Below are 24,440 nucleotides of genomic sequence, written 5' to 3'. Positions count from 1 at the left end.
ATGTCAATAGCTAGTTTTCTAGCTTCCCCAGTTATCTTTAACATGTTATCGACACTAGGGTCAACGCTACCTGACTTGATAGCGTCTGAACGGTCAACCAACTCTTCAAGATAGTATTTCTGAGCTTCTGTGAGTTCACTCTCCACCGCAATAACTTTAGCTTCAGGTACAGGTAAATCAAGCATATCTGAGGTCTGAATATCAGCTGTTTCCTTATAAATCCGCATGAGTTCAGGCAGGTTCACAAACTTCTTAAAGCGTTTCTTAGGTTGGTATTTATCCCCTGTCGGTGCTAGTTCCATAGCGTTTTCGATATTTCCAAAAGCACCCACCCACGAATCAAAATTAGAGACCTGGTATCGTTCTAGGACATCTGGTTGAATATAGCTCATCATGGTATAGAGTTCACTAATAGAGTTAGAGACTGGTGTTCCTGTCGCAAAGACCACATTCCGATAATCATGTTCTCCTTGAACCTGTCTGACCTTCATTTCCATATCCACGTTCTTTTTAGAAGTCGTGTTGGTAATTCCTGCCACATTACCTAGGCCTGTAATGGGTCTGATATTCTTAAAATGGTGAGCCTCGTCCACAAAGAGAAAGTCAATCCCTAGATTTTCAAATTCAATAAAGGTATCACGTTCCAGCTTTTGGAGTTCTTCTAATTGGTGTTCCAAACCTTTGATGGAACGCTCTGCTTCTTTAACGGTATAATCACTGTCACTGCCTTGCTTGATGTCACGGAGTTGTTGTAACTTATCTTGAATATAGGTCACTTGCTTTTCATGACTCATGGGGATTTTCTCAAACTGGGAATCCCCAATGACAATGGCATCGTAGTCCCCTGTGATGATCCGTGACACAAATTGCTTGCGTTTAGCTTTCGCAAAATCTTTCTTGGTCGTCACATAAATATTCTTCGTTGGGAAGAACTTCATGATTTCTTGGCCAAACTGAGCGGTCAGACTAGACGGCACCACATAAAGAGGTTTATGCACCATACCGAGCTCCTTCAATTTGAAGCCTGCCCCAAGCATGGTTAAGGTCTTACCTGAACCCACTTCATGAGCTAGAAGCGCTCTTTTTTCTTCCACAATGCGCTGAATCGCATTCTTCTGGTGAGGGCGTAAGGAAATATTCTGGGCAAGCCCATCAATAGTTAAATGGCTGCCATCATAAACTTTTGAGACTGTACGATTATAAAGGCTATTATAGGTCTCTTCAATCATCTGTTGCACCTCTGGGTAACTAGCCACAAAATCTTGGAAGAGTTCTTGAAGTTGTGTTTCCTTAGCACGAAGAACCGTTGTCTTCTCCACGTCCGTCACATGCTTTTTCTTATCCCCATCTTCCACTTGTTTGGTAATGGTTGGTTGATTGGAATTAAGCAGGTTTTCAAAGATTTTTCGGCCACTATCATAGCGTGACCCAGGCACACCTAAACTTCTATCCGTTGCGGTAGAATACCTAAAGGCAAACTTGGATTGGTAAGACATCGTCCCATCAATCGGACTGACTTCAAGAACAGTTGATACTTCTTGGTCAGTCAGGTCAAAAGTTTGTCCCATAAAGGTTTCTTGGGCAAATTTCCCATAAACGGCTAGAGGAATCCAACGTGAGCCAATCCGATAATCAATATCAGCTAAGGTCACACGTGGTGGTTTCACGTCTTCTAAGAGACCTTGATAATAGACCCAAGGAAAATCAGAGTTGTCTGCTTTAATGAGTAAGTCCACAACCTCTAACTTAGTCACCACATCTCCTGATAAGAAGTCCTGCCGAGACACATAGACCACTTCCCTATCGTTTAGATAGCGTTCTGGGTCTGGAATAATAGCGTCTCCTAATTCCTCAATCAAAGTCGCTTTAGAGTCTGTTTGATAAATAGACATCATGTAATCCAAATCTACCCCACGACCATCTGCTAGACTAGAATTGAGAGCGTCAAGGGCAGAAGAAACTGCCGTTACTTCCTTTTCAGGACGAACCAAGGCTTTTTCAAAGGCAAGCGACTTGGTATAGATAACTGTCTTCCCACTCGGGTCAAGACTTTCATCTTCTAAACTCGCAAGGAGCGAATACTTATCATCACTATCAAAAAGGTTACGGTTCACAGCACTATTGACATAACCAAAGCGTTTCACAAAAGTATCATAGGTGCGATTGAGATGTCCTAACAAGTGGTTAAACTCATCTCTGTCGTAATCATAGTAGCGCTGAATGGCAATCACCTCTTGGTAGGCGTTCCGAATATCAACCATCCCTTTAATCCGTGCCACTTCTTTCTCTGACAAGGGAGCTTCATAGAAAACCGTCTTTTTGAAATAGCCCTTAAACTGCCCACGTTTGGTGGCTTCTTCTGTCACATACACATCAAGAGCGGTGCTATCGGTGACTTCGAGGTCATTAAAGCGGTCAATCTGTTTTTGAGAATGCTTAGTGTCCCAAGCCTTAAAGGTCCCCTCATCATCCACATAATAGCTAATCTCCTCGGTCTTAGTTCCAACACGGATTCCCTTATTATCTCGGTAGTAAACCGTAGAATCTTTATAGCCAAAACTATAACGATCTAAGCTTTCTCTGATTTCAGGTGGAATCGAAGTATCAATAACTTGTCTTCTCATCATATCAGGAGTGATGAAGATGTCAGAGTTATCCACCACTCTAGGGGCTTTAACCTGTTTAAGAGCAGTCTGAACATCTGCTAGCAAATTATCAGAAGTTCCTCTCACAGAAAGTGTCCCTCCGTTAAAGTTTCTAACCTCATAGATTCCAATAACCTGACTGTTGTAGTCTCCGTCAAAGTAAGGATTCAGCCAAATACGGTCATCCTTGTCATAGCGAATAGAACCTGAAAAAGCTAAATCATCTGCCACATATCCCTTATCCATATGTTTTTGGAAGAACAACATATCTGTTGTGACATTGGTACCTGCAATGGCCTTAAAGGCGCTATCTGGTAAACGCACACCACCGAGAAAATCAGTCGTCTCACGAATGTCCTGGAGAATGTTTTCTGTCCGTTTATCCATGGTTCCTGTGGAGGAAATAATGGCCACTTGTCCACCGTCATGCACCAAATCAAGGGATTTTTTAACAAAATAATCATGAATCATATAGGGTTTGTCATAGCGACTATCCGCAATCCTGATATTGGCAAACGGCACATTTGAAAGAACCAAATCAAAACTATTGTCATTAAAGGCAACAGTCTCAAAGCCCTTTACTTCAATATGGCTATTTGGATGAAGGTGTTTAGCAATTGCCCCTGTAATCGTGTCTAGCTCTACACCATACAACTCACTATTTTCTCTCAGGTGTTTAGGCATTGCCGCAAAGAAATTCCCTGTTCCCATAGCCGGGTCAAGAATTTTACCACCTGTAAAGCCATCTCGTTCTAACTTCTCCCACATCTGACGAATAAGAGTGGGATCCGTGTAGTAGGCAGTCAGAGAGGACTGTTTCATGTCTGAATACTCTTTCTCTGTGACTAGCGTTTTTAATGCCTCACGTTCCTTAGAAAACTTTGGATTGTACTCGTCAAAGAACTCGTTAGCTAAGCCTCCCCAGCCCACGTATTTGGCAAGGAGTTCTTGTTCACTAGGTGTGGCTTGACGGTGTTCAGATTCAAGACTTTTCACCAAACGAACAGCAGCCACGTTGGTTTCAACCTTATCTCTTGTTGTCTTAGGGTAAAAGTCTGTTAGATTTTCTGGGAAGTGAAAATCAGTAGCCGGGGGCGTCTCAGTGACTTCTGGTTCCAACTCATCTTCTGACAATGCTTCTTCTTGTTTAGCCTCTCTCTTATTTGATGATAGAGATATTGTCACTTGAGAAACCGCCTCTTGAGATTCTTCCATATCCATAAAAGAAAAGAGGTCTAATTCTTGGCTAGGTTCTTCCACTTCCTCTTTTTCTTCGACAGAAGGAACATGAAGAGCTTGAGTGATGTCTTCTAGTGTCCGTAAGAAAAGAACTGGATTTTGTTCAATCACATCTGTGAAATCATTTTGTAATTCAATCCGAATCAGGTTATTAACGCCTGAGTCCTCAATGGCCATTACCTGAAACTCTTGCCCCTTATAAGTCACAATCGAAGCGATCGGATAGCGTTTAAGGGCTTCCTCTACGATAGGATTTTGAGGTAGTGATTGAGTCATGATTTCAGGTTTTGTTTGTGAGATGTGTTCTCGCCATTCCCTAAAGGATAGGTCAGGTTGGGACTGTTTGTCCCTTTCAAAGGTTCTAGCTTCTTCAAGAGTGAGTTCTTCATGCAAGAAGGCATAGGCAATGGGTCTTAACTCTTCTAAGTCTAGCTGACTGGTCAAGAAAAATTCTGTCTTGTCATGCGTTAATCCCATCTGAAGCAATTCTGTCGCAAGGGCTAATTGAGTAACGGTTGCTTTAGGATAGCCCCCTAATAAGGCTAGGTCGGCATTCTTCAAATGAAAACGCCCTGCAGCATCTATCAGTATCCCACGTTGTTGCTCGTCAACGTCAGCTAAGTCTATTCCTAAATTGGTCAATTTTTCGGTATTTTCAGCCAAAATGGTTTGACCTATTTCAGCTAAGATTACTTCTTCTTGAGGTGTTAGAGGACGTTGTAAGTCATAGGCTGTCCCATCTGCTTCTAAATAGGTTAATAGCTCATTGTCCTCATAGATTGGCGTCATTTCCATTTCATGGTCAAACTCCCCACGTCTCAAGTTTGGTAGTTTTGGACGGCTATTTCGCACTTGGTCAAAGTGACTTAATATCTCAAATTTTTGGGACAAGTTTAGATGTTCATAGGCTGGTAAATGTTCTGTTTGCCCTGTTCGTAAATCGAGTTGTGATAAATCTTCCTCAAGACTTGCAATGACGATACCCCCTTCTTCACGAAAGGTGATGTCTTGAGGAGGTTCTGGAACTATTTTTTCTTCAGCTGCACCCTCTCTTTCCTCCAACGTTTCCTGGGTGCTTATTAGTTCAGGTTCATAAGTGAGAAGAAACTGTTCAATATCACGGCTAATACGGTCAGACAAATTATTGGCCACTCGGTAGACATTAACCAAATTAGCAGCTTTGCTTTTATCCAAAAGAGAAGCTACCGAAATGGATTGATAGGCGCCTTCTTGGTCTAAGAGCTGAAAGCGAGTGGCTAGGTTAAAGAGGGCTACCTCAATCACCAAGGCTTTCTCATCACTTGATAATTGGTGTAACTTCTTTAAGCCAGCTTGACCAAAGGTCTGTGTGTAGCTGCTTAGGTCCGTCACTCCATCAAAGGGGCTTGCCTCTACAAAAGCAGAAACTTCTGTTTCAAAGCGAACCACTTGAACAGGTGAGGTGACTACTCCTCTTTGGGTTGTAAAATTTTGGATAAGGCTATCCCAATCCTCATCAAAATGGACTCCTTGATAGCGTAAAAAGGATTCCAAAAGAATCTGGTCACGTGGCAATCTCGCCCGCAACATCTCAAGGAATTGTTCTTGAGTCATATGTTCCTCCAATTTAAAAAAAGAGCTGAGAGGTATTCTCAGCCCACTGCTTTAGTCTAGGACCAAGTCTCTTTGGTCTTTTTCTTGTGGCAACTTATCCATTAAAGTTGTCACATACTGTTGTAAGAAATGGCTTTTCTGGTCTAACAAATCTTTCTGCAAGGCGAGATAGGTCACATCTCCAAAATAATCTTGACTCGTTAAAGACAACTCCTTTTGGATAATATCCTGCAAGGTCTCTAAGGTGAGAGGCGAATAATCCTCCTCATTCAAAACCTCATACTGAGCAAGGGAATCAGAAATGTTGTTGGACGCAATCACTTCCATAATGAAACTAGCTCCCTCACCTGTTCGATAGAGTTTATCCAAGAGGTCCGTCACTTCTTCTTGAAGCTGTTCCTGATAACCGTCTGCTCTTAGGCGCAGGTCATCACTAACTAAAGACAAGTCATCAATGTTCCTAAAGTCTTGATAGAGCGTATCAAGAAGTGACTTGTTTTTGATATTCAATTCCATGGCTAAAAAGGCTTTAACCATGACTTCATAGTTTTCTCGTGCCATCTCAGAAAGGGTTCTAGAAATTGTGTCATAATTCCAAGCCATAGCTTCTCTCCTTACGCTGTTGAATTGGATTCAAGCCTTGTTGGACTTCTTCAAGGTCTGTCAGTCCATCACTATCCGTATCACTGCTAAAAGGGTTGGTGCCAAGAGCTAACTCTTGAGCATCCGTTAGGCCATCTTGGTCTGAATCCATTGTGTAAATGTTTTTGGGTTCCATTTAATTGTCCTCCATTTTGCGTTTAGAAAGTCCGTAAGCTAGGCCTAAAAGAAGTCCTCCACCGACAAGCGCCAAGAGGGATTGACTCTCTCCTGTATTTGGTAAGACATTTGCTGGAACTGGTGGTTCTTGTGTTGGAATAGGTGGTTGGGGTGGTGTTGGTTGATTCGGAGTTGGTGGCTCTGGTTCAGGAGTAGTTGTTTTAACCGTGTTTGAACTGATGGTGTAACCATTGACAGTATGTAACACCGTATTTTCTACCTCTCCTGAAGCACTCCGTTTCATTTGCACGTAAACATCTGCCTGAAACTCGGATTCTTCTGCTAGTTTTTCAAGGAATTCCTGATCAAAACTAATGGTAACTGTCCCTTTTGACGTGTCAACATGTTGTAGCGTGTACTTCGTCACTTCTGTCCCTTTTGGTAAAACCGTTCCATCTTTTAGAGTCACATCTACTAAGGTATAAGCCTTGTAAACACCATTATAGTCGTCATGGCTTTCATCGTAATCATCGTCAAAGCGGTATTCGATGAGTGGTGTCGCACGATTACCTGGAATGAGTGCTCCCACCAAACGGTAGTTAAAGACCTGATTCAAGGCAACTTCTTTTCCATCAAGGCTTTTCTCCTTTTGTGATAAATCAATCACCACATCTTTTTGTGGGTCTAGTTTTGGCACATTATTAACCACAGTCTCTGTCACATAAGCCAAACCAAAGTCAATCTGATATGCGGTGTTTTCATACTTCCCACCAGTCTTTGTCAGCTCATTCTTAATAGTCATTGGAAGGGTCACCACTAAGGTTTGACCAGTTTTAACATAAGCCTCATAGAACGCTTTTGGATCATCAGCGCTTAAAACTTGAATGGCTCCTTTGGGTGTGAACTGGCGTTTGGCCATAGCGTCTTGAACTACTTTAGGCGCTTCTGACAATGAGGCATAGGATTTCACCGAAATCCCTTTGACAAGAGTTCCTGCCTTATCCATCACTTGGACACCATCTGCATTGACGCTAAGCGCTTCTTCGGGGTAATCATCCACCATGTAAAAGCCTTTTGTAAGGACATCATCTGTCACTACCAAGTCCTTGTACTGACTGTAATCCAGAACAATTTTGTAGTAATTAATGGTATTTGGAAGAACGGTCTTCCCATCAATAGACACACCATCTTTATTGGTATTGGACTTATGAGGGTTTACTTTTGGCACGTGATTCGTTACCGTATTGGTCTCATAGGCTTGTCCAAAGTCTACTTGATAAGCTACATTGTCATAAGACTTGCCTGTATTTGCCATCTCCTCACGGACAGTCATAGGGGTGATGATGGTGATGTTTTGACCTTTCGTCACATAAGAATCGTAGAAGTCTTTTGGATCTTCTGCCATAAAGACTTGGAAAGCTCCTTTAGGCGAAATCTTGCGTTTCGAAAAGGCTGCTTTTAAGGTTCCAGGAACTTCTGATAGGCTCGTATAAGTTTTTACTGTAACTCCTGTGACAGCTTTACCATCAGATGTCACAAGTTGAATCGCTGTTTCATCTGGTAATAGAGCTTCTTCAGGATAATCATCCACAAAGTAAAATCCTTGTGCAATCTGAGCCTTATCAGCCTTAATGCCACGGTATTGGTCCAAGTCCCATGACAAGGTATAGTAGTTTTGTGAACCCACTACCATCGGTTTTCCGTTAATGTCCACCTTATCCTTATTCAAGTTTTGTTTCTTAGGTGATGGGCTTACAAGGGTATTCGTCACCTCATCGGTTTCATAGCCATTGCCAAAATCAACTTGGTAAGCCTTGTTTCGATAGGTTGCCGTTTCCCCATAGAGGTCATCTTTCACTGTCATTTTGGTGAGAAGGTTTAAAGAAGTTCCTGTTTTAACATATTGGTCATAAAAGGCTTGATTGTCATTCGGCATAAAGACTTGGAAAGCCCCTTTAGGAGAAATCTTAGCATGAGCGAGTTTATCTTGAAGGTCTCTAGGAGCTTCTGACAGCGACGCATAATCCTTAACAGTAATCCCTGATACGGCTTTGCCATCAGGAGTGGTGATACCTGTCCCCTTGTCTACTAAGTCCAACACTTCTTCTGGGTAGTCATCTACAAAGAAGAAACCACGAGCAATTGTCTCTTTAGAAGACCTATCGCCTTTATATTGATCTAAATCCCAGGTCAAACGGTAATGATTAGTTGTTCCTAAAGCCACTACCGTATCGTTAATGACCACACCATCTTCATTTTCATTTTTCTTCTGCGGCTCAATACGGCTAGTGGTCGTTCCATCACCAGGCGTACGCACTGTCACAACATTAGAAGTCACCGTATAGGCATTTGGGGTCCCCTTATTGATGAGGAGCTTATAACTGTTGGAATAGGTTGCTCCATCATTTTGAAGGCTACCGTAAAGTTTCGGTGCCACCAGTTGGTAAGACTTGGTGAGGTCTTTGTTGACCTCTTGAAGCAAGACTTCCTTGGCGGTCAAGGTCACAAAGTTCTTAGCAGCATCAAAGGTAAGGGTATAATTTCCATTTTCTGCCTGCGTTTTTTCCTTGTCAAAGGCATAGCCTGCTGGAAGGTAATCTTCAAAGGTGAGGCTAGTGGTTTTGGCTCGATTTGGAGAAAAAGCGTCTACGGTTAAGGGATAGATGACCGTTGAATCTTTTGCGACGGTTTTGTCATGAAGGTTCACTTGGTCGGTATTGATAACTTCCTTAACAATTTCAGGAGTCGTTGTCAGACGATAGTCGTGATAATGAACCGTTGGCACTTGTGGTGCTTTTGGTAACGGTTCTGGTTTAGGTTCTTTAGGCAAGGTCACCTTGGTGAGTGTCAAACTAGGCTGAGTAACTTTCTCTAATGGTTTTTCCTTAAAGCTCACAGGTGGCTCTGGCGTAAAGGTCTTTGGGGTAAAGGTTTTTGGCACGACTTTAACTGGTTCTGGAACTGGCTCTAACTTTGGTGTCACATGTGGTTTTGGACTATAAGGTTTAACCGTCCGTGCAACTGGTAGGGTGTTTAAGGCAAACCAATAAGAGAGACCAACATTTTGGGGCATATCCCCTTGACCAAAGGTCACTGTATAGGTGTTACCTGATCTAACCGTTGAGACAATTGCTCCCTTATAGGCATACTTACTATATGACGTATCCCATTCTTCAGGAAGATTTAAATCACTGGTACGGTTTGACCCGAGTGAACGAGCCAAACCTTCGTTAGTCACTTGAATGGTTGAGCCATTGATAGGGACAAACTTGCCTGATGAGTCTTTCACATACTCTAAACCGATGTCATTGTGGTTGAGTGAGGAGTGGGTAAAGACACCTGGTTTTTCCTTGGTGAAGTTCACTTGTGAGCCATCTTCTAAGAAATACTTAGCTTTGACACGAAACTCCATTTTATCGGTTCGCCAATTACCTGTCCCATCATTACGGTAGGCAATAAAGCCTTCTGTTGGGTCATTTGGTACAACCAACTGTACGGCATTAGTTCCAGCTGGAGAAACAAGGTTTGTAATGTCATAGGCTACTTTTGTGATTTTCTTACCATCAAAGCGAGCATTTTGAAGATTTTGATAGGTAAAGGAAAGGGTTTCTCCCGTTTTAAAGGTGTCATAGACGAAGAAACCAGTAGAATCTAGGATTTTAGAATACCCACCAAGCATAGCGTCACCCTTAGCAACGATACGATTAGGATTTCTGGTATCAGCTGAATGGCGTGCTTGCGGTTCTCCATTATTCAAGTTGAGTGCCTGAGCAAGAGCTTGAGAGATATAGCCTTCCTCTCCTTTTGAAATCTCAGCTAAATCCCGTTTATAGCGCTCCATTTCCTTGGTGTTATAGGCATCAATGGCGTCATTTTCTTTCTTGGCGGCTTCTTCTTTTTCCTTATTACGTTTCGTGATAGCAGCAATCTCAGCTTCACGGTCTGTGACTAATTTCTGTTGGTCTTTATTGTGGGCATCAACAGCAGCTTGACCTGCCTTGTTTTCATCATCCACTGCTTTTTGTCCAACTTGATTGCGTTTGTCAATTGCTTCATTATCAGCTTTTGCTTTAGCAAGACCCGCTTCATTTTCCTTTTGAGTCACTAAGTTCTTTGCGACAATGGCATCTGCATCTTTTTTCTTTGATTCGTATTCAGATAGATTGTCCTTATTTTGCTTATCAATAGCAGCTACCGCAGAGGTATAATCCTGATAGCCTGAAACCGTTGAACCATCTCCTGATGTTACGGTTTGAGTTGTAACGGTCACATTAGCCGACTGATCTTGGCCTTTGATTTTTGAAACTGTGCTATCCACTGAATGGTTCAAGGCCTTTCCTGCTTGAGTGGCGTCTTTATGACTAGCAGCCAACTCAGCATTCCCTTGTTCAACACGAGTTTTATCTTGTTCATAGGTGGCTTTATCTGCTTTATAGGTATTGGTCACCTGAGTGATGGCTTCAGCCTGCTTAGCAGCATCCGATTCCGCCTTATCCAATTGCTTACTGGTATCACTCGCAGAGGTCGTGTTTCCTAAATCCATCGGCCGGTCTTGAACAGTAGTAACCCCTTCAGCAGTTGCTTGATTGGCAGCTTGTGTCACAATATCATGAGGAACGGTGACTGTAATAGCGCCATCTGATTGACCAGTTGACGCAAGACTATTCGTTTGTTCAGCAACTGGAGTGGGCTGAGCTTCTGGTAAATTTGTCGCAGGATTTTCTGTCAACTGAACGGTTTTACCTTGTGAGGATGTTACCACTTCGTCAGCTTGTGCTACTTGGCCACCCCAAGCGACAACAGCTGTCACCATAGTTCCAAGAGCTACCGAACAAAGCGTACGGTACTTCTTACTTTTACGGAAGACGTGTTTTTCTGCTTTTTCCTGATTGACTAAAAAGTGATGATGACATTGTTTGGTCATAAAAAGTCCTTCTTTTCTTTTGATAAGTAGTAACATTCCGTCACTCTCTCCTCATCATAAAAAAGACGACTTGATTTTGGTATCACATCAAAGAAGGACAAAGAAAAAAGCCACCCACAAAAAGTGGATGACCCAATGATTATCATATCAATTTTTACATTAAGACGGCCAATTAACCTTTCTAGCTTTAGCAGTCTTAAAGCGTTTCTTATCAACAAGTTTCAACTCTATTTCTCTACAATTTGTAATTAAGGTGTCGTTGATTTTAAGACTTCTTGGAAAGTATTGGTTCCCTTGTTCACGCGATAATTCAACTGTATAACTAATACCATTACTTAATTTGAAGACCACAAAATAAATATTATCTCTTCTAAATCGTTTGCCAACTTTTCTATTCAAAATACCATCCGTTGTGTAGAATTTACATTCCATCACATGTAACATTTGATAAAGTAATAATGTTCCAACGATTTTGAATTTATTTTCGTTAAACCAACCATTATCAGCCTTATTTAGACGCTCCAATGTCCAATCATCCTTTAATCCTTCAAAAATACTCCCTGCGTTATTAGTTGGTAAATTAACATGATGATCTCTTGATAATCCTAATAAATGGGGAATAGAGGAATTTGGGACAGAAAGAACAATTTCAGGATAGTTCTCCATATTTGTCTGATAAACGTATTTGTACTGAGAAACATATTTCTCAATAGTATTGGCTAGACAAGACATATCGACATTGAAAATATCAATTTCTCCATCAAAGGTCTCGAGCCATTCCAAAGTATATGTCATTCTATTTTTCTCCTAAAAAAGAGAAGGAAGCAGGTGCTTCCTTCTCTTCCACGTATTGAGTTTCACCTCACGCTAGATATGCCCTATCTATTCCTCAAGGGTAGGCAGTCCTGCTATTCTTTTTCTCAACAAACAGTTTGAACTGAGTGCGGAGCCCACAGGCGGGTGCAGACCATATCCACTAGCCCACAAGTAATTTATAACCTTTATTTACTATTATTATACGGGATAATTCCTTATTTGTCAACACCTATGTTCACGCTTAAAGTTTAGATGAGATGATTACTTTGCCCCAAATATCATACAACATTTGGGACAAGAAGACAAGTATTCTAATATTTTTTTATTTCGTCGTATAGGCAAAACTAATCGTACCATCGACTCCTGATAACTTACGGAAGGTATAGTTAGGATTGCCATTAACATTGGTCTCTGAGATAAGGAAAGAGCCATCTGGGTAAACTTTCTCGACAAAGGCGACATGACCGTATTCTGTTGGCGATCCATGACCTCCTCCCACAAAGGAAATAATCGCTCCTGCTTTTGGTTGCTTACCTGTTTCACCACCAAGACGTGCTGCTGTTGCCACCCAATCTTGACCATTCCCCATGGTACTGATAATTGGGATTTTCTCACCGTTTCGGCCTTTGAGTTTCAAGCCCAATTGGTTGATACGAGCGGCAACTCCCCACGTACATTGCCCATAGGCATAGCCCATACCGTCACCTCCACCTGGAACGGAGTTGTCATAAAGGTCTCCTCGAACCGCTTCTAGCGCTTTTGGATCACTTTGGGCGGTCCCACCATTTGGTTGGCTAAAGCCTTTCTCAATTTGGTAATACCACTCGGTAGCTCTGGTCTGTCGCTCTAGAAGCTTGTCGCCACTATTACCCTCCCAATAAATGAGAAAGACTTGGGCAAGACTGGCTGGGCTTCCTGAGTTTTTGAAAAAGTCTTTTAACCAGTTGGTATAGTAAGGATTATCCCCATGGAGCATAAAATCCAGTTGTAAGCCTAAGTCATACCACTTCTGTTTTTTTCGGTTGGCATACTCTAATAATAAGGTGTGTCTGCGTGACCCATCTGCTGTATCTGTCCATTGCCCCAAGCCTAAGCCACGTCTTAGAATATTCGGGTACCTGCCATTATAGATAGCTGGACCATTTAGAGACAACCAGCCCTCATCGTCCCAAGAACTATCCGTTGCACCAACAGGAGGCGATAAGTAATCACCTTCAGCTCGTTTAGGATTGATAGAGGATTCTACTGACCAGTTTCCTAAAATAGCCGCAATCGCTTGATTAGTCGCTCCTTGACTCTTCAAATACTCATAGATAGCTTTGGCTCTCGCAAACTCATCGCCTCCAAATTGACCAATGGTAGGTAGAATAGTCGTTTGGAGTTGAATGACTTTAGGAAAGTAAAAGGCTGGATTGACGTAAACCAGTTTCTCTGAATCATCGTCAACCTTTTGATAGGTCACTTTAAGACCAGCACCATCCTTAGTTTGACCGATCACTTCCCCTGCTTGGACTTTTTGGCCATCGCTCACTCGACCAGTATGGATATTAAACAAGGTCAATTGAGACTTGTTTAGTCCCTTACTTGACGTGATGATAATGTTCTCGCCATCTAGGGAAACCTTACCATCCATGGGAGCCACAATCACTTGATTTTCTTTAGCTTCTAGAATGATATGATGATGAAGCGTTGGCTTGTCATCAATCACCTCATAGCCATAGCGGACTGTCATGGTAAGCGCATCGTCTTCAGTCTGATCTTGAAAAGGATTATCCAATTCTTGGAGGGCAAGGTAGGTGCCTTCCTCACTTAATTCCTTTAAGTCTTCTCTATCGTCATCAGATAGCTTATAGGCAGGCTCCTTACTTAACTCAAGCATGGATTTTAAAGAATCCCCACCGTTTAAGTCCTGCCAAAGTTGACTCAAATAGGCTTGATAGGTTTTATCCCCTTCTTCCATGATTTCTTCTAAAGCATAATCTTGATACTTGAGATTCATAAAGCCCATAACGTCATCAATCTTGGTGTAGTAGGTAATGCCAGTGGGGTTGGTTCGGGTGTTTTCCGCATCTTCCCACGTCATGTGAGTATAGGCTTTTGTCAGTTCACTCTCATCCTGTTGAATGAGAGTAGTTCCTGAAATTCCTATAACAAAACTCATCATCAAAAGCAAGAAAAACAAGAGGCCTGACACGACCCAAGTCATAGGATTAAGGGCAATCGATGAAAAGAAGGTCAGGCTATTCTTAATCGCTTGAATAACCTTTGTTATTCCTGACACACTCTGTTTTCTAGCTTGTTTGAGAAAAGTCTGGTAACGTCTTCTTGGTTTTAAGGGCTTCTGACGAGTGAACCCTTTCCCCTTTTTAAAGTTCTGATACAGCTCCTTACTATGAGCGACTTTCGTCTTAGTAAACCGAAGACCAGTCTGCCCACTTTTGACAAGGAGTTTCCCTGACTGATAAGTAAATCTCCCATAGCGTCTTCCTTTAATCACAGACTCTTTTAGGGTTCTGATTCCCTCTAAGTCATCATCTTGAGCGACTACATCCAGTGATTCTGAAGCGACATAGCGTAACCCTCGTTTGACCTTAGTCGAGGGGTTCTTAAACTGATGTGCTTTTTTCAGTTGTTTCACGTCACGCTTAGCTGATTTCACCTCTTTTTCTGCCTGAAGGCGTTCAAGAGGTTTTTCTTTTTGAAACTGAAACCGTGATGTTTTTGATTCTGTTGGCTTTTTCTGATCGGTAAACTTAGAGGTAACAGCCTCCTCTTTTTCGGCCATCTTGACCTCTGCCAAGTGTTTTCTTGCTACTGCTAGGCGCTGTCTGGCTTGAGGAAGCCGATACTTCTTAATTTCCTTACTTTTTAGCCATCTGGGAGACACATAGGCAATCGCTTCCTTAAAGGTATCTGTCGCTAGGTCTTTTTCTTCCTGATAGTTTTGTTTCAGAGTCTGACGTTGTTCCCTTGTTTCAGCTTTCTCAGCTCGGCGCATGATAAAGCGTCGTTTAGGAAGTGAGCGTTTTAACCCCTTCTTCTCCCTGCGGTAATGGATACGGCTAGCCTTTAAACTACTCTGAAAGGTTTTACGGGCAACCTTGACCTTCTGTTGCTCTCTTGTCATGATTCACCCCTCATCTTTTCTGGATCGGTACTCATGATGTCAAAGAGTTGGGTTTGAAATGGGATTTTATTCCTAAAGGGAACAACCGTTGAGCCTGCCTTAATCAATCCAGCTCCCTTTTCTGGGTTAACCAAGTATTTCTCAAGCTCCTTAGATAAGCCCAAAAGATGAACCAACTCTTCTCGGTCACTCTTAGCTTGTTTTAGAAGTATCATGAACTCGCTATTAGCGATAATGCGTCTTCCGTTGGCATCAAGAAGTAAGGTTTCCACGTTCTGGGTAATCCCTGTTGGAATGGCCCCATACTTACGAACACGACTCCAGAGCTTGAAGAAGAAATCAGAAGCGTACTTATCCAACAACAGAAGCTGCATTTCATCAAAGTAAATCCAGGTCTTCTTGCCACGTTTTTGGTTTTTAACCACACGATTCCAAATCTGGTCAAAGATGACCATGAGGGCAATCTGCTTCAGCTCATCCCCTAACTTTTTAACATTGTAAATGAGGAAATGGCTGTCAGTTTTAATGTTGGTTCGGTGTGAGAAAATATCGAGTGACCCTTCCACATAAAGCTCCATATCAAGGGCTAAGTCTTTGGCTTCTTGTTCAGGTTGTTTAGAGAGAACAAAGACCCATTCCACGAGAGATGGTGTGGCAAAATGCTTATAGGTTAACCGTGTCACACGGTCAATTAGGGACTTTTCTCGACCGTCCATTTTCCGATCTAAGAGTTTCCCAATCCAAGAAAGTAGAAATTCAGATTTGACCTTAATAGGGTCTTCATCCATATTGTCATCGGATAAGTCTAAAACGTTTAAGAATGTAGTAGAGTCAGGCGCAATATCAATTCTTTCCCCACCAAAGGCTTGACCAATGATACTGTACTCATTTTCAGGGTCTACAATGATGATTTCGGTATCACTCTCTGCTTCTTTTAACTTGGTTGAGATGATTTCATGCTTAGTTGCCATCCCCTTACCTGCACCTGAAGTTCCTAAAATTAAACCTGATGGGGTATTGAGTTTCCCACGGTCAATAGTAATAATGTTACTTGAAATCTGGTTTATCCCATAAAATTTCCCTCCCTTATCTTGTAGGTCAACAGAGGTCCATGGGGAATTAACGGCAATGTTTGAGGTCAAAAGAGACCGAGACACACCCTCAAGGTAGTTCTTCCCAAAAGGCAACAGGCTATTAAAAGCAGCTTCTTGCATATAGGTCAGATTATCAATCACAAGGTCATTAGAACCTGCCACTTGTTTGATAATATCAAGGGAGTGCTTCAATTGGTCTTCGTTATCCGCAAAGACCCCAATCAAAAAAAGGGTGTCAAAGAGCTTGTCGCCTGTTTGCGTCATGGTTTTAATCAACTCATCAGCTTCATCGATGTTACTTTCTAGGACCTGACTAACCTTTTCAAGATAAACGCCAGATCGTGCCATCTTTTGTTGTTCCCCAATTTTTTGTGATTCCATCAAAGTCTTCTTAGTGCGGAGCTTGGTCATGGCTTCTGACTTGGCTGACCCTTTAGCATGAAGACTAATCATCACTTCCAAGTCCGACTGCATGAGTTCTCGTAAGAACTTATCCCCCAACTCCATCCCATAGTCACGAACATAGACAATCTGAAGCAGTCTATCATCCATTTCAATATGATTTTTGTGCTTAAAGGACAGACTGGTTGGGGCAATAAAGTGCTTGGTTGTTTGTCCTGAACGCACCAGGTCTTGATAAGTAAAGGACAAATGATTTTCCCCTCGCAACATATCAGCCAAGTGGTTCACACGGCTTTCTCCACTGAGGAGAGTAAAGTTCGCATCTATTTCAGAAAAACCACTCTTGAAGTATTCCCCAATCTGAGACAGGGAGCGATAAGCGAGTTTCGGATTTTGGTCTGACTTCCCAAAAGAAATGAGCTTAACCGCTGAAAAGTTATTTTCTCCAGCTTCAAGGTTATTTTCCATGATACGATTGAGTTCTTCACGATAGGTATCGTAGCCATCCTCATGAAAAGGATACAAGACACCCTTTCTAAACTTATCCAAGTTGACCCTCTGGTTAAAAATAGTAAGTTGGAAATTGGTCTTGTCATCCAAACTGTTAATCAAGTCCGAATAGGTTTCCATAATGGCTCCCTTATCCTCCAAACCAACCGTTTGGTAATTGACATCTCCTAAAAGATAGGACTGAGAAAAATAATCTGGGGTGACTTGCATGAGACCATTAGGAAAAAGGCCTTGGTAAAGAAGCGTATTAACAGTTGTTGGTAGCATTTCTTCTGGTTTTCGTGTCTTCTTATGTTTAGAAGAGGTCTTGGGTTTCATTGAGCGATTTGTTTTTTTCACGTTGTATTCCTTTCTGTCCAGTGAGTGTACGGTCTGGTATGGTCATTTCATAATGCCATCTATAATTAAGATACGTTTCAAAAGGTAAGTCATTAGGGCGATAGACCCCAAAAAGCATAAGAGGAATGGTAAAGGTAAAGATAAGTCCGTAGACAAACCAATCCCCAAATTGCCAATAAAAGAGGTTTAAACCTAAAATCAGGATGGTAATGGCAATGGCTGGCAAGACAAAGATAACTTGTCGTGTGGTAAAGCCTAGCCAAGCCCTATGTTGGACTTTTGTGATGTCCTTAAAAACACGTGTATTCATAAGACTCCAATCTAAGATGAATATGAAAAAAGATTGGGAGGAACGTCCTTCCCAATCCTCCTTACATGCCTAGGATACTTCTGGCAGTCCGTTGACTGCCCACCAAGGCAATGATTAACAAAATAGCCTGAACTAAGCCACCAAAGGCAGTCGCTAGCGTCTCCATCACTCCCGCACCATTTGAGAGAGCCAATTTCCCAGCTGATTCAAAGAGGGGAACAAGGGAGATGATTAAGAAAATCAAGACCCCTTGGAGAGCATAGACCATGATATTTTTCAGGTAGCCAATCCCAACACTTCGCCAGTCATCACTGAGGAAGGTCGGAATCGTTAAAGGTGCAAAAGGAATCATGAGATAGAGTTGGATAAAGCGAATGGTAATGAGGAGATTCACCACCATCACACTCACTAATCGCACCAACCATATCAGAATGGCAAAGAAACCAACAATCAGTTTTCCAATAATTCCTGACCCTTTAAGTCCTGAAATGGTCTCATAAGTTGTTCCCCCATGAGAAACGACACCAGCTACGCCTTCAATGATGTGAGAAGCAACGGCTAAGATGGCTTCTACAATAACGGTGGTGTTTGTAATCACTACTGCCACCATGATATAAGAGATAATCATGGGAGCAATAGCTTCAAAGGTCATAGCACCACCTGAGTTGGCGATTTTCTTAGCCATCTTAGAAAACTCAAGGACTAAAACGACTGCTAAAATAGCCACTCCCAAGGGCTGCATGATTCCCTTTGTGATAGCTGACATATAAGACCAAACGGTTGGGTTATAATCTGCAAGGGATTTGACCAAGTTGGCCGTCGATTCCAAGTCCACGTTAAAGCCTTCAAATAGGCTATCGCTTGAAATTTTCTCCGAGGCTAGAAAGACAAAAGCTGAAGGTAATGTGTTGTTCATGTCATACCTAGCCCTCCTATATGGTAATTTGGGTGATAAAGGCACCAGCGGCACCTACCATAACACCACCCACAATTTCTAAGATGGCATTGCGGACACCAGGTCCACCATCTTTGATATTGGTTGACAGGTTAATAATGCCCATGACGACAAGAAAGGCTCCTGTCGCAACCATTCCTTTTTGTAAGAGCGCCATGGCTTGGGCAAACATGGAACTAGCGTCCACGCCATAAACAAATCCTGTAAATTTTTGGTTCATACGATTCCTCTTTTCTATTAGTGTAGTGTGCTTTCTGTGCTTAAATCCCTAACCTTGTGGTCTGATGGTTCAAACGGAACTTCCTCTGTTTTGAAGGGGTCAATGTGGTAATGCCACCAACGTTCATCTGACTCCTTATCCGCTAAGTATTGCCAGTTCTTATGTTTCAAAGGAAAATACTTCTTTTCCTTAAAGACTGGAACCCCTGCAATTCTCACCAAGCATTCATCCCGTTTCATGTTTCCGACTTCATCAGGGGTCATGAGATCCCTTGCGATTTTCTGATGAGAGGTTGACCCAGACCCTGTTTGGCCATACGACCGACTGGTACTTCTCACATCAATGGTTTGTTTGCCTAAGAGACCACTCATGAACTTGAAGGTCTCTTCATCATTGCCTCCAAGATAAAGCAAGCTATCACAGTTTCCTAGAATGGTTTTCCAAGCCTCCTTCTCCTTATAGAGCCCTTGAAGTTGGGCAATGTTTTGAAGAATGGGTACGAGACTCATGTTTCGTGAACGAACCGTTGAGGTTTGTTCCGCAAAGTCTGGAATTTCGCCGACATTGGCAAATTCATCTAGATAACTTCTGACATGAATAGGCAATTGTCCCTTAAAGTCCACGTCAGCTTGTCTCGTTAAGGTGGAAAAGACGGTGGAGAAGAAAAGGGCTGAGAGAAAGCGAAAGGTGGTGTCATTATCTGGAATAACGAGATAGACCATGGTTTTCTGCGTTCCCCATGTTTTTAAGTCCAAGGTGTCACGTTTGGTTAAATCAATGACAGATTGGATATTAAAGAGGGCAAACTTAGCTGTTGTGACGGCAATTACCGAATCTAAGGTCTTATCCTTGTAGTTTTGGAAGTCTGCCCAGTTACGCATAGTGAAGTTTTCTGTCCCATATGTCTTGGCATAGGTCTCAAACATCACTTCTAAGACACTCTTATCTTGATTTTCTCCTTTGGATAAGAGCTTGATGAGTTTTCCAATTTCAGAAAAAGAGGGGTAACGCCCACGCTTACGGCGACTGTCTGCTTCTTCTTTGGGACTTCCTGGAGGATTGTAAAAATCCACCAAGTAAGAGGAAATGGCTCTCACTAAGGTCATGGACGCCTCATCCCAAAAGGGATCACTGCGACTGCCATTACCTTTGGTATTATTGAAATAGACCGTAAGCATACGGTTCAAATCATTCTCCGTTTCCACATAACGAAAAGGATTAAAGCCATCTGAGTTAATCATGTTTACAAGGTCTAAGACCTTAACCTGATAGCCATTCTCTAAAAAAAGCTTCCCTGTCTTTTCAGCTAAGTGATCCTTAGGGTCAACGACAATATTGGAACAGTTGAGCTGAATCAGATTGGGTTTGACAAACCGAAAGGTCTTCCCGCTACCAGACCCACCGATGACCACAAGGTTCTTGTTTCGGTCAAACTGTGGGGCTTTCTTTTCTAACAGGCTTAGCCTAACGTTTCGTGACAAAATGGTGTCATTAAAGGGATTCTTACTGAGAAAGGATTTACGCTCACGATTGTTTCCAAAGCGAGCAGAACCATATTCAGCCCCTTCTCGGTAAACCTTTTGACCAGTTGAAACATAAAGATAGACTAGTCCCACCGTCACAAGCCCAAAGCAAAAGCCTAAAACCGATCTACCTGTAAAATGACCATTCCACAAGGGATTTAAGACCTGGTTCTGTCCTTCGCCTAAGAGATAGGCAAGCCGTTCCAAAGGTGGTTGATTGGGGAGACTATCGTAAAGCAAGACTAGCCTATGGCAGAAATAGCCAAGAGCAAGCCCTAAAATACCAAAGATAAAAACTTTTTTCCCTGAGACCATTAGAGAATGACCTCCTTTGTTTTCACAGCAGAGGGTTCTGACATCACAATCTGTTCCTTGGCTTGTGCGATTTCCTCATCAAGGGTTTTATCCATAGTTAGCCCTTTCAGTTTTTCTGGATTGGAAACCAACTTCTGAAGCAACTCATCTAAGTGCTTGTCTAAGAGCGACTTATCCTTAGCATAGAAATGAAGGTAGTCACCTTGCCAACTAATGGCAATAGGAAGGTTCTCTGATTCCACCAATTCCTTGAATTTCTCGACATCAACGGGTTTATCCAAGACATCTTTAGAAATATTAAGCGACTCAATGGCATAAGGACTTTGAAGGAGTTCTTCTAACTTTTGAACCCCAATCTTATAAGCAGAGTCTTGTGCTAGGGCATGTCTGGCTGACCACTCTAAGAGTTTAAGAAGAATCTTTACCGTAAACATAGCACTACGTTCCGCATATTGAATCGCTTGGCGTTCCTGTTGTTCAGATGACATCATTCCCTCCTTCATGTGATTCCCCATAAAAACAATAGGGTGCTTTCATAATACGAAAGCACCCTTGATTTTGGTATCACAATAAAGATAGGAAAAAGACGATTCCATTCCAAGACAGATGAACGAGAGTTGAGTTCAAGCAGTCCGTTTGCCATCGCACTATACCAAGTATGAGACCTAAACTCCCATAAAGCACCCAAGTGAATAAACTAGAGGGGTGGTGGGCTAAGGCAAAGAGGAAACTCGTTAACACAACTTGACTCATTGGTTGAGACAAGACTCCCCACAACACTTCTCGGTAAAAGACTTCTTCCACGACACTAGCATTAAGGAGAAAAAGAATAAAGGACAGAACAGGAATCTGGTTTTGAACAGTCACTAACGTTTCTTGGTTTGGTTCGCTTCCTGAAAATAGAGCACTCATGATAAGAGCCAGACTTACCATGACACCAAGACTACCAAGTAACCAAATTCCTCTCTCCTTCAAGGATAGGTTTCTTTTCGGTATCTTAAACCTTTTCCAGCCCCACAATAGCAGGGCTAGAAACGTCACTTGTAAAACTGTTAACCATGCCCCATTTAGCCAACCAACCAGGTACAAACTCACAAGGAGGACATTGACATGAATGGCTCCGTACATCACTAATAGTCGTTTCATCACTATCTCCTAAACAAGTCTTCATAGTCAATCTCTAAGACAGTCACTATTTTCTCCACCCATTTGCCTTGTGGCATGAGACGATGAGATTTGTAGTGACGAAAGGTTTGGTAGAGACGGTTAAACTCACTAGGGTAGACGTATTGTCCCTTAAACATCTGTCGAGCAAGGTCAGCCCATGTCATACCCTTTTCCAAAACAAGACTTTCTAAATTTTCCCAAAAGCGTTCGTTCATAGCTCCTCCTTATGTCGTCATGTCCTTAAAAAGATGTTCACGAAAGGAAACCACTTTTTGACTTCTCGGAAGAAAGGTTCTCGCTTCTTCTAAACTCATATCGGGATACACGTTATCCTCACAAACCACAATTGGGAGACGAAGATTCTGGTCAGGTTTCCGTAGAACTAACGTCACTAACTCACTCAATTTCATCTCTCTATGACCTTTAAATCGTTGTAGCGAAAGGGATAAGAGCGTAAAACAATCACTGCTTTTGGTAAACAAGCCCAATAAGTCTTCACGTGACAGGTTACTTACTTCTTTACTGGAGTAGGAAATACCATGTGAGTCACAAAAAGATAGGAGTTTCTGATTCCGACTGTTATTTCGACTTAAATAGATTTCTAACATCGCTTCCTCCTACACAGATAGCTCCTTCTCTAATGCTTGAGTTGGTGGAGTAAACACCTTACTCATATCAATAGGTGATCTGCCTTCACCAAAGCACTTCACTGTTATTAATGTGGTGACGACATCATTCTTATCATTCCAAGAATAGCCTTGCCCATATGCCCTAAAGGCGAGATTGTTCTCATCCGTTAGATAAGTATCAACACCATTTTTGATGTCTTGGATTTCAATAAACTCAAAAATACGGTGTAAGTTGGACTCATAAGCTAACGGATAATTCATTTCTTTGTGGTAGTCATCTTCAAAAGTGACATCAATGTCACAATCATAATTGGGTAAAGAAGCAATCATTTCCGAAAATCTCTCCACTTCTGCTTGATGTATGGCTTCTTCTAGCTCCGTGCAGTTCCTAATACTTTTACTATGTAATAATTTCATGTTTTTCTTCCTCTTCAATCTTTCTAAATTCTCTAGCAATGGCTTCAATAACGGTGACGGTCACGCTATTGCCTGCTTGTTTATACAACTGGCTTTTACTGGATACGTTCTCAGCTCTGTCATAAGCCCAATCAGGAAACCCCTGAAGTCTAAAACACTCTCTAGGTGTTAGGCGTCTGATTCTCAAACGATACAGTTTTCCCTCTAGGATTATTCCAGTCACTTCATACCACTTGTCCTTACGGTATTCCAAAGCCGCAACTACCACTCCCATATTGTCAGAAGTGGTTAAGGTATTTGAAATCCCCTTTCCCACTCGTCCTCTGCGTTTGGTAGACTCTGGGTAAGCAAGGTTGACAGAATCTCCCACTATTGCCTTGGCATAGCCTAGTTTGGTCGCTTCCCTAATTTTCAAATGTGGCGCTTCTTCACGACAAAGAATCTTAGGAACTTTATCCCCTCCTTGCATCGTGGTCAACGTTGGAGAAAGCCCTGAAAGGTCATAAACTCGTCCAGTCTGCACAAACGTTGTTGGTAAGGTTCCTGAGACAACTACACCATGTCGATTTTGGCTAGTTAAAGTAAACATTGGATCATCATTCCCTTTAAAGCGTCTCCCATGTTGGCTTTTTTCTAGCCTATCAGGGGTTAAAACTGGAATGGCAATTTTAGTTCCCTCACCTTTTCCTCTGGTTAAGGTTGGTGCTAGCCCACGTGATAAATAGACTTCTCCATTCATCCCTTTGCCTGACGGATTAACATTACCTAATCGTTCAAGACTAGCTGAGCTGTTTTCTCCTCTGAGAGGAAATAGGAATCGGGGACGGTATCTTCTAGAATGTCCGATAATAAAAATTCTTTCACGGTTTTGCGGCACTTGGAAATCTTTACTGTTAAGCACCTGCCATTCGACATCATACCCCAACTCATCCAATGTGGTGAGGATTGTTCGAAATGTCTCTCCCTTGTCGTGACTGAGTAAGCCCTTGACATTTTCGAGGAATAAAAAACGTGGTTGGATCTGTTTGGCCGCTCGAGCAATCTCGAAGAACAAAGTTCCCCTAGTATCCTCAAATCCCAATCGTCTGCCTGCGAGTGAAAATGCCTGGCAAGGGAATCCCCCACAGATGATGTCCACTTGCCCTCTAAGTTGTCTAAAGTCTTGGTCTGTGACTTGTCTAATATCATGAAATTCTATTTCTCCTTTGGTCTCATAGATGGCCTTGTAAGATTTCCTCGCAAACTTGTCAATCTCACAAAAGCCAATACACTCATGGCCCTGACGAGTTAACCCCAGTCGAAAGCCTCCAATTCCTGCAAACAAATCTAAAAACTTCATGTCTCTCATTCCTTTCTGACAAAACTAAAAAGGACCTTACTTCTTGCGTAACGTCCTTGCTTAACAATGATCTTCCATTTCTGGGGCAGTGATAAGTTCAAAAATGAACCAAATCAT

Annotated in this window: 17 protein-coding genes; all 17 read right to left on the bottom strand. The window is 42.1% G+C overall.

Annotation, left to right across the window (positions count from 1 at the left end; all coding sequences use genetic code 11):
- Positions 1–5,477 (bottom strand): DEAD/DEAH box helicase family protein (locus tag ACPC57_RS01260; RefSeq protein WP_434066130.1); only part of this gene is annotated, 5,477 nt, incomplete at its 3' end.
- A 51-nt stretch (positions 5,478–5,528) separates the two neighbouring features.
- Positions 5,529–6,080 (bottom strand): hypothetical protein, encoded by a 552-nt coding sequence (locus tag ACPC57_RS01255; RefSeq protein ID WP_434066129.1) that lies wholly within the window; start codon positions 6,078–6,080, stop codon positions 5,529–5,531.
- Positions 6,064–6,255 (bottom strand): thrombospondin type 3 repeat-containing protein, encoded by a 192-nt coding sequence (locus ACPC57_RS01250; RefSeq protein ID WP_006739948.1) that lies wholly within the window; start codon positions 6,253–6,255, stop codon positions 6,064–6,066. Before ACPC57_RS01250 ends, ACPC57_RS01255 begins: the two co-directional genes overlap by 17 nt.
- The gene (locus ACPC57_RS01245; protein ID WP_434066128.1) at positions 6,256–11,160 is read right to left on the bottom strand and encodes an SspB-related isopeptide-forming adhesin; all 4,905 of its coding nucleotides are present in this window, start codon (positions 11,158–11,160) and stop codon (positions 6,256–6,258) included. It abuts the gene before it with no gap.
- A gap of 159 nt (positions 11,161–11,319) precedes the next feature.
- Positions 11,320–11,955, bottom strand: a complete 636-nt coding sequence (locus ACPC57_RS01240) for a hypothetical protein (RefSeq protein WP_434066127.1) — start codon at positions 11,953–11,955, stop codon at positions 11,320–11,322.
- A 343-nt stretch (positions 11,956–12,298) separates the two neighbouring features.
- The gene (locus ACPC57_RS01235; RefSeq protein WP_434066126.1) at positions 12,299–15,103 is read right to left on the bottom strand and encodes a phage tail tip lysozyme; all 2,805 of its coding nucleotides are present in this window, start codon (positions 15,101–15,103) and stop codon (positions 12,299–12,301) included.
- Positions 15,100–17,448, bottom strand: coding sequence for a VirB4-like conjugal transfer ATPase, CD1110 family (locus tag ACPC57_RS01230; protein ID WP_434066125.1), 2,349 nt, complete (start codon positions 17,446–17,448; stop codon positions 15,100–15,102). The genes ACPC57_RS01235 and ACPC57_RS01230 overlap by 4 nt, the downstream gene beginning before the upstream one ends.
- Positions 17,405–17,758: a PrgI family protein gene (locus ACPC57_RS01225; RefSeq protein WP_065736402.1), complete on the bottom strand. Its 354-nt coding sequence runs from the start codon at positions 17,756–17,758 to the stop codon at positions 17,405–17,407. Before ACPC57_RS01225 ends, ACPC57_RS01230 begins: the two co-directional genes overlap by 44 nt.
- 61 nt (positions 17,759–17,819) lie before the next feature.
- Positions 17,820–18,674, bottom strand: coding sequence for a type IV secretion system protein (locus ACPC57_RS01220; protein ID WP_044755528.1), 855 nt, complete (start codon positions 18,672–18,674; stop codon positions 17,820–17,822).
- A 16-nt stretch (positions 18,675–18,690) separates the two neighbouring features.
- Positions 18,691–18,933, bottom strand: a complete 243-nt coding sequence (locus tag ACPC57_RS01215; RefSeq protein WP_001072129.1) for a hypothetical protein — start codon at positions 18,931–18,933, stop codon at positions 18,691–18,693.
- A gap of 17 nt (positions 18,934–18,950) precedes the next feature.
- Positions 18,951–20,771: a VirD4-like conjugal transfer protein, CD1115 family gene (locus tag ACPC57_RS01210; RefSeq protein ID WP_434066124.1), complete on the bottom strand. Its 1,821-nt coding sequence runs from the start codon at positions 20,769–20,771 to the stop codon at positions 18,951–18,953.
- Positions 20,771–21,259 (bottom strand): hypothetical protein, encoded by a 489-nt coding sequence (locus ACPC57_RS01205; protein ID WP_232981838.1) that lies wholly within the window; start codon positions 21,257–21,259, stop codon positions 20,771–20,773. The genes ACPC57_RS01210 and ACPC57_RS01205 overlap by 1 nt, the downstream gene beginning before the upstream one ends.
- Positions 21,260–21,335: 76 nt before the next feature.
- Positions 21,336–21,917 carry a type II CAAX endopeptidase family protein gene (locus ACPC57_RS01200; protein WP_232981839.1) on the bottom strand — a complete coding sequence of 194 codons (582 nt, stop codon included), beginning with the start codon at positions 21,915–21,917 and terminating at the stop codon, positions 21,336–21,338.
- Positions 21,918–21,919: 2 nt separating this feature from the next.
- Positions 21,920–22,153, bottom strand: a complete 234-nt coding sequence (locus tag ACPC57_RS01195; RefSeq protein WP_111693176.1) for a transcriptional regulator — start codon at positions 22,151–22,153, stop codon at positions 21,920–21,922.
- 9 nt (positions 22,154–22,162) lie between these two features.
- Positions 22,163–22,546, bottom strand: a complete 384-nt coding sequence (locus ACPC57_RS01190) for a hypothetical protein (RefSeq protein ID WP_232981840.1) — start codon at positions 22,544–22,546, stop codon at positions 22,163–22,165.
- A gap of 9 nt (positions 22,547–22,555) precedes the next feature.
- A complete protein-coding gene (locus ACPC57_RS01185; protein WP_232981841.1) occupies positions 22,556–22,984 on the bottom strand; it encodes a hypothetical protein in 429 nt (142 codons plus the stop codon).
- Positions 22,968–24,323, bottom strand: coding sequence for a DNA (cytosine-5-)-methyltransferase (gene dcm, locus ACPC57_RS01180; RefSeq protein WP_232981842.1), 1,356 nt, complete (start codon positions 24,321–24,323; stop codon positions 22,968–22,970). The genes ACPC57_RS01185 and dcm overlap by 17 nt, the downstream gene beginning before the upstream one ends.
- Between the last annotated feature and the right edge of the window lie 117 nt (positions 24,324–24,440).

The sequence above is a fragment of the Streptococcus sp. VTCC 12886 genome (assembly GCF_049893425.1).
Classification (GTDB): Bacteria; Bacillota; Bacilli; order Lactobacillales; family Streptococcaceae; genus Streptococcus; species Streptococcus suis_AA.
The sequence above is the reverse complement of the archived record's forward strand: the minus strand, read 5'-3'. Positions and strand labels throughout refer to the sequence as shown.